Source organism: Patiriisocius marinistellae (assembly GCF_009014635.1).
GTDB lineage: Bacteria > Bacteroidota > Bacteroidia > Flavobacteriales > Flavobacteriaceae > Patiriisocius > Patiriisocius marinistellae.
Window position 1 is genome coordinate 680,262 of sequence record NZ_BKCF01000001.1, and the last position, 12,282, is coordinate 692,543.

General features: G+C 33.9%; 12 protein-coding genes and 1 tRNA gene. 3 read left to right on the top strand and 10 right to left on the bottom strand.

The features are described from left to right. Positions 1–32: 32 nt before the first annotated feature. The 6 genes from GB234_RS03055 to GB234_RS03080 all read right to left on the bottom strand — a co-directional run bounded on the left by GB234_RS03055 (position 33) and on the right by GB234_RS03080 (position 5,676). Complete coding sequence (locus tag GB234_RS03055; protein WP_151893046.1) at positions 33–596, bottom strand: TetR/AcrR family transcriptional regulator; 564 nt, start codon at positions 594–596, stop codon at positions 33–35. 135 nt (positions 597–731) lie between these two features. After that, positions 732–2,072 (bottom strand): HTTM domain-containing protein, encoded by a 1,341-nt coding sequence (locus tag GB234_RS03060; protein WP_151893047.1) that lies wholly within the window; start codon positions 2,070–2,072, stop codon positions 732–734. Continuing rightward, positions 2,065–3,006, bottom strand: a complete 942-nt coding sequence (locus GB234_RS03065) for a bifunctional riboflavin kinase/FAD synthetase (protein WP_151893048.1) — start codon at positions 3,004–3,006, stop codon at positions 2,065–2,067. Before GB234_RS03065 ends, GB234_RS03060 begins: the two co-directional genes overlap by 8 nt. A gap of 1 nt (position 3,007) precedes the next feature. Then, the gene (gene pth / locus GB234_RS03070) at positions 3,008–3,757 is read right to left on the bottom strand and encodes an aminoacyl-tRNA hydrolase (RefSeq protein WP_371863329.1); all 750 of its coding nucleotides are present in this window, start codon (positions 3,755–3,757) and stop codon (positions 3,008–3,010) included. A 78-nt stretch (positions 3,758–3,835) separates the two neighbouring features. Next, positions 3,836–4,471, bottom strand: coding sequence for a 50S ribosomal protein L25/general stress protein Ctc (locus tag GB234_RS03075; RefSeq protein ID WP_151893049.1), 636 nt, complete (start codon positions 4,469–4,471; stop codon positions 3,836–3,838). Between the two features lie 266 nt (positions 4,472–4,737). Further along, entirely contained in the window at positions 4,738–5,676 is a 939-nt protein-coding gene (locus GB234_RS03080) for a ribose-phosphate pyrophosphokinase (RefSeq protein WP_151893050.1), read from the bottom strand. Between the two features lie 150 nt (positions 5,677–5,826). Between GB234_RS03080 and GB234_RS03085 the strand changes: the two genes are divergently transcribed. Then, on the top strand, positions 5,827–6,189 hold the full coding sequence (locus tag GB234_RS03085) for a hypothetical protein (RefSeq protein ID WP_151893051.1): 363 nt from the start codon (positions 5,827–5,829) through the stop codon (positions 6,187–6,189). Between the two features lie 43 nt (positions 6,190–6,232). On the opposite strand, the gene GB234_RS03090 is transcribed toward GB234_RS03085, so the two are convergent. The 4 genes from GB234_RS03090 to GB234_RS03105 all read right to left on the bottom strand — a co-directional run bounded on the left by GB234_RS03090 (position 6,233) and on the right by GB234_RS03105 (position 8,320). Next, positions 6,233–6,314 (bottom strand) — tRNA-Leu (locus GB234_RS03090). A 51-nt stretch (positions 6,315–6,365) separates the two neighbouring features. Continuing rightward, positions 6,366–7,046, bottom strand: a complete 681-nt coding sequence (locus GB234_RS03095) for a T9SS type A sorting domain-containing protein (RefSeq protein WP_151893052.1) — start codon at positions 7,044–7,046, stop codon at positions 6,366–6,368. A gap of 58 nt (positions 7,047–7,104) precedes the next feature. Next, positions 7,105–7,932 (bottom strand): N-acetylmuramidase domain-containing protein, encoded by an 828-nt coding sequence (locus tag GB234_RS03100; RefSeq protein ID WP_151893053.1) that lies wholly within the window; start codon positions 7,930–7,932, stop codon positions 7,105–7,107. A 139-nt stretch (positions 7,933–8,071) separates the two neighbouring features. Further along, positions 8,072–8,320: a hypothetical protein gene (locus GB234_RS03105; RefSeq protein ID WP_151893054.1), complete on the bottom strand. Its 249-nt coding sequence runs from the start codon at positions 8,318–8,320 to the stop codon at positions 8,072–8,074. A 407-nt stretch (positions 8,321–8,727) separates the two neighbouring features. On the opposite strand from GB234_RS03105, the gene GB234_RS03110 reads away from it, so the two are divergent. Both GB234_RS03110 and GB234_RS03115 read left to right on the top strand, forming a co-directional pair. Further along, positions 8,728–10,857 (top strand): TonB-dependent receptor plug domain-containing protein, encoded by a 2,130-nt coding sequence (locus GB234_RS03110; protein ID WP_151893055.1) that lies wholly within the window; start codon positions 8,728–8,730, stop codon positions 10,855–10,857. Then, positions 10,857–12,275 (top strand): HmuY family protein, encoded by a 1,419-nt coding sequence (locus GB234_RS03115; protein ID WP_151893056.1) that lies wholly within the window; start codon positions 10,857–10,859, stop codon positions 12,273–12,275. Before GB234_RS03110 ends, GB234_RS03115 begins: the two co-directional genes overlap by 1 nt. Positions 12,276–12,282: the final 7 nt, after the last annotated feature.

Below are 12,282 nucleotides of genomic sequence, written 5' to 3' on the forward strand. Positions count from 1 at the left end.
GTTCGTTTAGTTATTGTTTAAAAAAAATGCTTTTAGATATTATCAAAAATCATTTCTATATAATCATCAATTTCTTCTTTTGTATTTACTCTAGATGCTGCTGCTAAACCATGTTTTGCTAATACCAAATAGTTAGCTTGTTTCGTTATGATTGCTTCATCTTTAGTAGTGTCAGTTTTTAATTTTTCAATAATAATTTGTTTTAAATTATCCATGAATGCACTCATTTGCTCATTTATAATTTCATCTTCTTTTTCTGAAAATTCATTAAATGTATTAGTTACAAAACAGCCTTTATGATTTCCTTCTTTAAGGCTTAAAGCTACAGATTTATAAAAAAAATCCTTGATATCGTGTACGCCATTTGATCCATTTTTAAAATCCTCAAATAAGCTTTTAGTTTTAGATTTATAACATTTTAAACTCTCAAGAAAAAGACCATGTTTGTTACCAAAACTAGAATAGATTGAAAATTTATTGATGCCCATTTCTTTTTCGAGCATTTGCATTGAGGTAGTTTCATAGCCATTTTTCCAAAAAAGATTCATTGCTCTTTCGACTACATCACTTTCAATATATTGTTTTTTTCTTGCCATTATTTCTTGCTTTTAACTAAAAGCGTATTTATAATTACAGTACAAAACTAAACGATTGGTTAGTAATAAAAAAGTTTTTAACACATCTTTATGTATTAATTGCAAATGGCGTAGTGGTGGAGTACTTTAAAAACCTTATTTTTTCTTAATTTTCTTTTTCTTGTAGCTTTCTGGTTGAGGTAAAATCCAAGGGTGGTGTTCAAAGTGTTTCCATGGCTCACTTGCTAGGTCTACTTTAGGATCAATGAGTTGGTTAGAGCCCCCTCCATTAATTTTAACTCTTGCATCCACATATACTGCAACGTCCCGTCCATTTTTATTTTCTGCTTCTTTGATGCGCTGGCATAACTGCCAGATCATATCTGGTTTAGTTCTTACTGCTCGGCGTTGCTTTCTTGATAATAAGGAGTCAATTGGGTAGCGTCTTCTACTATCTGTGGCCTTGTCAACAACATAATATGTTGCATTTCCAGACTTACTTCGTAACATCATACGCCAACTTAATCTATGTCCTTCTTCGGTCCACAATACATCATCTTTAAAAGTCCAATGACGTAGAGGGAGCAAAATTTGGATTACAAAATAAACACTAAAAACACCAATTAAAGCGGGTTTGTAATTAGGCACTTTTATCTCGCCAGCAGTATATAATTGTTTTTTAGGGAGAAATCGACGTTGTAATGTTTCAGAAGAGAAAAAGAATAGTGCAAATGCAATTGACATGTAAGGAAAAATACCAATTTGAAACACAACTGAGTTGAATAAATGGAAAAATACAGAAATACAGAATGCAACAAGGCGGGTACGTTTCCAAAGAAGTAGCGGAACTATAAGCAGATCAAATAATATACCTACGTAAGTGATACATGCTTGAATCCAATCTATTTGCAGAATGGGACCAATTAACCAATAATCTTTTTTACCACGCATAAAGAGTTCTGCAACAGTACCATCAAGCCAGTCTGGATACCATTTTGCAACTGAGGCGTAAGTATATACTATCCATATTTGTAAAATTATGACTAGTAAAACCCATCGTGGCATGGAGGGTGACTTTATTTTTGTATTAAGTTTTGCATCAAGAGAAAACCATTTGTTTGCGGGTAGAAATACCATCAACCAGCAAAGTAACATCATTAAATAATAGTGATTGTTATAAGAGGTTTTTTGCATAAGATAAACGCAACTCCACATGAGAGCATAAAAAAACATGCTCCATTTGTATTTGTAGCCTAGCATTACACAAAGCCCAAAAACTCCCATCAAAGCAAAATAGATGTACATCCAATTGCCTGGTAGCGGTTGTAAAAACTCAAACCCTATAAAGTTGAATGTAAAGTCTGGCTCAATGAGAGTTCGTTTTACCCAGCCTGTTGCAATTGCGCCAAAACCTTCGATTGCGATGAGTGCTCCAAAAACCACACGCCATAAAACGAGCCCAGTGTTGTCTATATGTTTGAATAAAAACTTATCCATTTTTTCTCACTTCGGAAATGTAACTACGGGCAAAAAGCTCGTCTTTGTTAATTGCTTCTTTTAGCATGTCTAAATTTTTAAATGTCTCTTCATCACGAATATGTGTTAAGAATTCTAAATTTAGTTTTTTACCATACAAATCTCCATCAAAGTCTAAGAAATAAGTTTCAATGGTTTTTGAGGTGCCACCTACGGTAGGGTTTGTTCCTATGCTTGTAATTCCATAGTAATTTATATCATTTATTTTTGATTCTACCACATAAACACCGTTCACAGGCACAAGTTTATAAGACTCAGCGATTGCAAGATTTGCTGTAGGGTATTTTAGTGTTCGTCCTATTGCTTTTCCTTTGACGACAGTTCCTGATATCATAAAATTATAGCCTAAATAATCATTAGCAGTATTAATGTCTCCTGCCTCAATAGCTCTCCTAATTTTAGTTGAACTTACCGAAACTTCATCAAGTTGTTGAGCGCTAATCTCTTCGACTTCAAAACCAAACTCCTTTCCGAAGGCTTTTAAATCATTAATATCTGCATTACGGTTACGGCCAAAGCGGTGGTCGTAGCCAATTATAATTTTTTTTGCTTTAAGTTTTTCGACAAGAATGTCACGTACATATTGCAGCGCTGATAATCTTGAAAACTCGTATGTAAAAGGTTCTACAACAAAGTGGTCTAATCCAGCAGCTTCGAGTAACTGCTTTTTTTCTTGCAATGTGTTAATGAGTTTAATATTACTATCCTTTTGTAAAACCATTCTGGGGTGAGGGAAAAATGTAAGTACAACAGATTCTAACCCATCTTTTTTTGCGGCTGACACGAGTCTCTCAACAATGGCTTTGTGGCCAATGTGTACACCATCAAACGTGCCAATAGTTATTACACTTTGAGTAGTGCTATTAAAAGTGGAAGCATCTAGATATTCCTCCATGTTATTTGCCGTTAAAGGTGTTCATTGTATTATTAATTCCTGCAAGTCCAAAAGAGGGGATAATTTGAGACGCTTTTTCAAGTCGCTCTCCAAGTGCCGCTTCTTCTTCTGGTGTCCATTCGCCTAGCACATAATCAACCTGGCGCCCTTTTGAAAACTCATCACTAATACCAAACCTAAATCTAGGGTAACTACCAGAATTTAAAACTGCTTGAATATCTTTTAAACCATTATGACCGCCGCTGCTACCTCGCGTTTTAATTCTAAATGTACCAAAAGAAAGGTTTAAATCATCTGTAATTACAAGCATATTCTCAACAGGAATATTCTCTTTATCAAGCCAGTATTTTACTGCTTTCCCGCTAAGGTTCATAAAAGTACTTGGTTTTAAAAGTATAAATGTACGGCCTTTTGATTTGTAGGTGGTTACGTCTCCCAGTTTTACGGTTTCCCAAGTAAGGTCTTCTTTTTTAGCCAAATAGTCCAGCACTTTAAACCCAATATTGTGACGGGTGTTTTCATATTTAGGGCCAATGTTTCCAAGGCCGGCGATTAGAAATTTTTTCATAGTTGTGGGGTCAGTTTTGGGTGCTTCAATAATGTGACTAGCATTATCGGTGTTTTTTTCATGTTTAATTGATGTTTCGGAATTAGTGTTCTCATTTTGTTGTTCAGAGTTTTTTAAATGAGACACCTCAGTGGTTGATGCTGTTTTATTTCCGAAGAAAAGTTTCCTAAGCCATGAAATCATAGGGTTATATTTTAGGTAAAAATAAAAAAAGCATCCCGAATTAACGGAATGCTTTTAAATATATTAACGTTGTTTGGTTTATTCTTTAACCGCAGCAACGTCGTCAGTCTCAGTTGCAGGAACATCACCTTCTTCACCTTCTTCATCTTCATCTTCATCAGCAATTGCAGTACGAGAAGTTCTAATCTGGCAAATAACTGTGTTGTCTGAGTGTAAGATTGTAAAATCTTCACTTTTAACAGCAGTAACATACATTTTTGCACCAATTTTCATTTCGGTAATATCTACTTCAATAAAATCTGGAAGGTTTGCAGGAACTGCTTTAATACGCATTTTACGTGTAACTATACGTAAAACTCCACCATTTTTAACTCCACGAGAATTACCTGTAATACGTACAGGAATTTCTAGCATTACTTCTTTATCATCAAAGATTTGATAGAAATCTACGTGTAAAATTCTGTCAGTAACTGGGTGAAATTGAATGTCTTGTAAGATACAGTTTACTTTTGTACCATCCTCAAGCTCAACTACAACTGTATGAACGTCTGGCGTGTATACTAGTTTGTTGAAAGCGAGTTCTGGTGCATTAAAGTGAATAGGCTCGTCTCCTCCGTATACTACGCAAGGTACCTGTCCAGCATCTCGTAAGGCTTTTGTTGCTTTTTTGCCTACGGTTTCTCTTTTAGATCCGTTGATTGTAATTGATTTCATTTTATAATTTTAATTAATTAAATGTAATTTCCTCTTTTTGAGGGGTGCAAATGTACTCTTTTTTTCTGAAATTTAAAACGCGTAAGTGAATATAGCTTTTTGATTATGTAGAGTTAATTAAGTAGCTGTAGATTATTACCTTAATAAAGGGAAAGATAAATTTTTTTATGTTAAAATACATTGAATTAAAATAAATCAAATAGCCAAAAAATAGACTTTTTTTGTCTTTTTCTTGGCTTAATTTTTAATCTTAAATTTTGTTTAACCTACATTAAAAACTTTTCTGAAATTGATTTGTTTCCATGAACGCTAAGCATTACATCTGCAAAAAGTTTTGCGCAAGAAAGTACTCTTAACTTTGGACTTGTTTGTTTTAGCGGAATTGAATCTGTTACAATTAGCTCTTCTAGTTTTGAGTTTTCTAAACGCTCGTATGCACTCCCAGATAAGATAGGGTGTGTACAAATAGCTCTCACGCTTAGTGCTCCACGTTCCATCATCAGGTCTGCTGCTTTTGTTAATGTTCCTGCGGTATCCACCATATCATCAACTAATACAACATTTTTGCCTTTTACATCACCAATGAGTTCCATATGGCTAATAATATTTGCTTTTTCTCTTTGTTTGTAGCAAATAACCACATCGCTATTTAGCGCTTTAGAATATGCATAAGCTCTTTTGCTACCTCCCATATCTGGCGAGGCAATTGTAAGATTATCAAGATTTAAACCTCTTAAATAAGGTAGGAAAATAGTTGAAGCAAAAAGGTGGTCTACTGGCTTTTCAAAGAAACCTTGAATTTGGTCAGCATGTAAATCCATTGTAATTATACGAGTTGCACCTGCTGTCTCTAGCATTTTTGCAATCATTTTTGCTGCAATAGGTACACGAGGTTTGTCTTTGCGATCTTGACGTGCCCAGCCAAAATAAGGCATAACCGCGGTAATGTGTCTTGCACTTGCTCGTTTTGCGGCGTCACACATTAACAATAATTCCATTAAATGGTCGCTGCTTGGGTGTGTAGAGCCTATTAAAAACACACGACATCCACGTACACTTTCTTCAAAGCTAGGTTGAAATTCTCCATCGCTATATGTTGAGGTAATGATATTTCCTAATAGAATACCGTAGGCTTTAGCTATATCAACAGCTAAACTTTGAGATTGTTTACAGGCAAAAATCTTGGGTTGTGGTTCAAGTGGCATGGTGGTAATTTTTTATACGTACCGCAAAAATAGTGGAAACCAAAAAAGTGAGAAAGAAATGTTATTGCGGAGTTGTAAACAAAAAAAAATGAATCTTTAATTTTTCTAACTCAGAGAATTTTAATTACTTTCATTTGCTAAATTATATCTATGTTTTATATTATTTGGATTGGTGTATCATTAGTTGTAGGGTTAATTGGCAAAGAGAAATCATTAGGTTTTTTAGGTTATTTCCTTATTTCTCTTTTTTTAAGTCCTTTAATTGGGTTTATAGTTTATTTATTTTCAAGTGAGAATAATAAAAAGATACCTGAATACTTAATAAGCTTTAAGAAAGCTAAAATGAGTGAAAATAGAGGTGATATTAACGAAGCAATTAAATTATATAAAGACGTTATTTTTTTAATTGATGAATTACCTAACAACGGAGATAGCCCTATACTTCGTTCAAGATTAGAAAAAAGAAAATTTTCTGCTAATAAGATATTTGAACTTGAGAAAGTTTCCATTTAGATTCTATAAAAAAACCCTTTGCGGTTAGCAAAGGGTTTAAAAGTACTCGAGGCGGGAATCGAACCCGCACGACCGAAGTCACTGGATTTTGAATCCAGCGCGTCTACCAATTCCGCCACTCGAGCTTCAAAATTGGACTGCAAAAATAATCATTTTTATATTCTGTGGAAGTTTTTCTACTCTTTAATAAATTTCTTCACGGTCTTTTTTCCTTCGGAAATGAGCTCTATTAAATAAATGCCGCTTTTTAAAGATGAAACATCAATTTTTTGTCCGTTATACATTTCAGAAGATATCTTTTTACCTAAGATATTGAATATAGAGAATTCTGAAATTAAAGCTCCATTTGTATTGATTGAAAGATTACTTGAGGCTGGATTTGGTACTATTGAAATAGTGGTGTTTACATTATCTTTAATAGAAAGAAAAACATTGTCTTGAAATTGGAGTCCAAATCCTGGCGCAATTTCCCAATAAAGTTCTGTGCCTCCTCCATAAATATATACTGTAGGGTTTTGAGCATCGTCAAAATGGGTAAAATAATTATGTTCTGAGTCATTGTAATTCATATTCTCACAATCCATTGTTGTGGCTGAAAAGTTTGTGCTGGAATATTCAATATCATCAACAAAAATAATATTTCCCGAAAAGGTATTACAGGCACCCACTCCCTCAAAACTCAAATCTGGATTGATTGTCAATGTAGGATTTTGTGGAAAATCTTCATTAGTAATGGGTTCAGGATCTGATAAATCTGCTGTGAAGGCATTTAAATACCATGTTCCCACGATATCAGGATTTTGTGACGAAATATTTATTGAATAAAAAAGGACGAGTAAGAGTAGAAGTTTTTTCATAATTAAAGGCTTTAATGTAAGATACAAATTTTTTAACAAGCATATTTCCGAAGTAAAACTACATTGCTATATACCTTCTATAGGCGCTTGCCAGTTTTGTGTCGTATTTATTCGCTGCATATTCTGGACCATTGTATCCCCTTGCAAAGCTTGCCCAATTTTTACTTTTAAGATGGCGGATTAAATTATTTGCTTTACAAAAAAGCCCGAACGCCTTTAAATGCTGGCGCTCGTGTGTGTACATATCTGCAACATAACTATCGACCGTACTATAACCTAGCAATTGATAATGAAACCCCATAATTTGAAATGCTCCGTATGAAGCAGATACATATGCTGCATTGTGTACTAAATCATCGTCGCTTAATCCTGCTGCTTTTTCTAAACGGTCAAATTCTTGCTTGCCTCCTTCGTAGAATTTCTTTGTCCAGCTTTTGTACAATACATTTTTTGAGTGCTCATTTATTAATGTTTCAGGGGAGACGTTTCTTGCTTTGAGTTCACGCCAAAAAACGTGTCCTTCAAACAAAATACGTGGGCGGCCGTCTAGTAGAAATCCTTTTCCATTACTTTCAACTTCATTTACTGCTTTGACCGCAGCAAGTTCTAAACCATACTGTGAGGCAAAATCTTTTAAATCATCCTCAGAGAGAAATTTATTATTAAACTGAGTTAATTGTTGTTGTGCGTTTAAGAGTATTGCCCAAGTTTTTGCTCCCACAATACCATCAACAACAAGATCATTTTTTGATTGAAAATCTTTTACCGCGCGGTCTGTATCTGTGCCAAAATAGTTTGATACATATACCTCATAACCCAAACTTGTTAATAATTCTTCGAGTACGTGAACGCTGGAATTTCTAGAGCGTAGTTTTAATGTTTGCATAATTTAGTATTTAGAAATAAACTTCCTTGAATATTGTATTTTACTATGTTTTGTAAAAAGAGGAGGTTTAAATATAAACACTAATGTGCTTATTTACAACAAACTACAATTAAAAAAATTATAGTTTAAAATTCCTGTATTAAGCTATTGCATTTTGTGGAGCCCAATGGGAGCATAGCATTCCTAGTGCTGCTTTTTGAGGATTTGCGCATGTTGGCCCTTCATATCTAGAGCATGTTGTGCAGTTAGGGTCGTTTTTTAGTGCTGCTTTCATTTCAAAACTATCACAAGTATAACTGTCACTCACTTGTACACCATGTATTTTACAGTTCATGCCGTCTACTAAATTTTCACAATTTGTACAGCTATTTCCTAATCTTATTGACATAATTTTTGTTTTAGTTATAACTCAAAGCTACACTAAGTTGTATTAAGAATGAATATAAATTCTTGTTTTGCAGTTGTTTATATTTAGATTGCTTTAAAATAATAAAAATTGTCTCTATGAACTTAAATGTAAAGACTTAGCTAAGCTAAAATTTCAAACATTAATTAAGAGCATTCTCTTAATCCTATTTTAAGTAAAAACTATGAGCTATCAAACACTTAAAATTTTCTTAATTTTTTTTAAATATGTTAAATTATAATTCATCAATTTATGTTTATGTGATAAAAATGAGTTATTTACAGAAATAATTATTTAGAATAAATCTTAATAGATGAATAAAAATGCGCTTATTCTTATTTAGAATGAATAAGAATAACTAATTTTGCTCGCTCATAACTAACAATTATATGCGTCATTTTTTATTTTTTATAGGGCTATTAAATAGTGTTATTTTTTACGGCCAAATTGAACAGAATAATGATTCTATATCTCGAGAAAAGTTGAATGAGATAGTAGTAACTGGTCAACTCAATCCACAATCAGTATCAAAATCTGTTGTTGAGGTAAAAGTAATTACTAGAAAAGATATAGAACGCCAAGCAGGTAATACCCTTGCAGATGTACTTAACACAACACTTAATTTAAATATTACACCTAATACTACTACAGGTAAAAGTGGTGTGAGTCTATTTGGTCTAGATAGTCAATATATTAAAGTACTCATTGATAATATTCCTATTATAAATGAAGAAGGGGTAGGAAACAATACGGATTTAACATTAATCAATCTTGATGATATTGAGCGTATTGAAATTGTAGAAGGCGCTATGGGTGTGCAATATGGTTCAAATGCAATTTCTGGAATCATTAATATAATAACAAAAAAGTCCTCACGTAATGACTGGGACATAACTGCCTATCTTCAAGAAGAAACTATAGGCAGTGAATATGAATGGTTTGATAAAGGCCGTCATATTCAGTCATTGCGATTGGGGCACAATTTCTCGGAACGATTGTACGCAAATGCCACGTACACTCGCAATGATTTTGCTGGGTTTTTCAATACTAAAAAAGGAGAAAACTATGCACAAAATGACGGGTTAAGAGGACATGAATGGCTCCCTAAATTACAACAAAATACAAAAGCTCTATTGTCCTACAAAGTAGAGGGCTTCAATGTTTTTTATCGATTTGATTATTTAAATGAGCACATTGAGCGTTACAATGAAACAGTTGATATTAATGAAAATCCTGCAACCGGAACCACAAATCCATCTGCACTTGATGAAATTTATATTAATAATAGATTTTACCATCATTTAAATAGTACGGGTAAACTACTTCAAAAAATAGATTATAATATTTCTCTATCCTACCAAGAACAAAACAAAGACTTAGAGCGCTATACCTATCGCATTAGAAACCAAGAAAAAGAAAATGTAGAAGAAGGTGAATATCAAAGTAGAAGCGCGGTGTTCTCTCGTGGAACTTTTAGCAATATTATAAACACAAATAAAACAAACCTACAATTAGGATATGAAATCACTGCCGAAAAAGGCTCTGGTTCCTCTCTTGCAATTGTAATAGGGCCTGAAAGCGAAGAGGTAACTCAAGAACTCAATAGCTATGACTTTTTTGCTTCTTCTGAAATTCAACTAACAGATCGCTTTTCCCTCCGTCCTGGATTTAGGGCGTCTATCAATAATATTTTTGAAACCCAATATATAGGATCATTGAGTGCAAAACAGTCTTTAGGCGAGGATTGGGAACTTCGTGCAATTTTAGGGTCTGCAAACCGCACACCTAGCTACGACGAATTGTATACTTTCTTCGTAGATGTAAACCACGACGTGCAAGGAAACCCAACTTTAAATCCAGAAAAGGGGGTTTCGGCTTTTCTACATATTAAAAAACGTAGTGAACTCGCAAACGGGGAGGTTCGGTTAAAAAATAAATTAAGTTTTAACTATTTAGGGCTCAAAGACCGTATTGAATTAATTGTAATAAATCAAAGCCCATTAGCATTTCAGTATAAGAATATTGACAATTTTAAAGCAGCGGGAATATTTTCAGAAAATGAGATTTTCTACGGAAATTTTAAGGGTCAAATAGGTGCGTCATTTCAAGGAATTTCAAAAGTACTTGATAGTCGTACCCAAAGTAATGACGACTTTCTTTTTAATCTACAATTAAACGCAAACCTCGCATACACACTGCCTAAATGGGATAGCACATTTTCAGTTTTTTTCAAGCATATAGGAGAACAACAGCAATTTGTGGAAAAAAAAAATGAGCAAGGCGCGCAAGAGTTTACTGCTGGTACGACCGATGCATATAGCTGGATGGACGCTACAGTGAACAAATCTTTTTTTGAAGGATCATTTGTCACCACACTTGGTTGCCGCAATGTTTTTGATGTTACACAAGTAAATACAACCGCATTTGAAGGAGGTACTCATAACGGTCCTCCAGCACAAATTCCGTTAGGGTATGGCCGCTCTTATTTTTTAAAACTAACCTATAATCTAAAAATATAATGACTAATTTTTATAAAAAACACATCGCAATTGTATGGATTGCTATAGTATCATTGATGTCAATTTCATGTAGCGATGATGAAAACTCAGTAGTTACAGAAGCATCATTTGTCGTTGCTTTTGAAAGTCTTTCTTCAAATTTAGGAACGATTAATACAAGCCAAGAAATAGCATTTGTTTATTCTCAAACAGCTACAGAGTCTGGAAATGTGACTCTTTTAGTCGAAACTGTAAACGCTACTTATGGAGAAGATTTTACTACAAACCCACCATTAGAAGGTGTAAATATTACAGTGCCAATTTTGCAAGGGGCAAATGGTTCAAGTTTCACATTTAATAAAGTAAATCAAAATCTTGATGAAACAGTTGAGATTTCATTTAATATAGTTTCGGTTTCCTATCCAAATTCACAAATCCAAGGAAACACAACACATACATTAAATAGCGAAGCTTCTTTAGGCCGTGGTTTTGAGCCAGAAGTGGGAGGTCCTAATCAGCCCAACCAAGTTTATATTGATTTAAGTACAGAAGAGCAAACGCAGGTAAAAAGGGACACGTGGGATTTAGGATTTTATGGAGGAGATGATTTTCGTGTAGGTATCAATGGTTCAATTTATATGGCAGCAGCCGAAATAGATAACACCAATATTGACGCCGTTACCGAAGCAGATGTTGCATCAATTCAAGATCAAGTAGCTGTGGGAACTTTTGATCCTACAAATGAAGTTTATATTGACAATCCAGACGGTGATATTACTAAAACAGCCATCGCATCTATCAGCGCAAATGATGCTGATAATAATGTGTATTTAATCAATCAAGGATTTGAAGTAGGAAGTGAAACACCAGCGCCAGGAAGTGTTGCCGTTGCAGGTGATGCGCGAGGATGGAAAAAAATAAGAGTGCTTCGTCAAGAAAATGGATACCTGCTTCAATATGCTGATTTAAATCAATCCTCACACCAAGAAGTTGTGATTTCAAAAGATTCGGCATTCAACTTTACATTTTTTAGTTTTAATACTAATACTACGTTACCTGTAGAGCCTCAGGCCGAAAATTGGGATATCAATTTTACAGTGTTTACAAATATTCTTGAGGGAGCAGGTTCCTATGGATTTTCAGATGGAGTACTCCATAATAGAAAAGGGGGCGTAGAAATTTACACGGTTAATACAGATGCTATTGCTTATGATAACTTTAATGAAAATAGCATTGTAGAAACAAATTTTGTCCTTGATCAACGCGTAATAGGAAGTAGTTGGAGAGAAGTGATTAATGATGATAAGGTATTAATTGATACAATTTACTACATCATAAGAGATCCAAATAATAACATTTATAAACTCAAGTTTACCGCATTATTAAATGATAGCGGTGATAGAGGTTTTCCAGAATTTAAATACAATTTAGTACGATAACTATAAC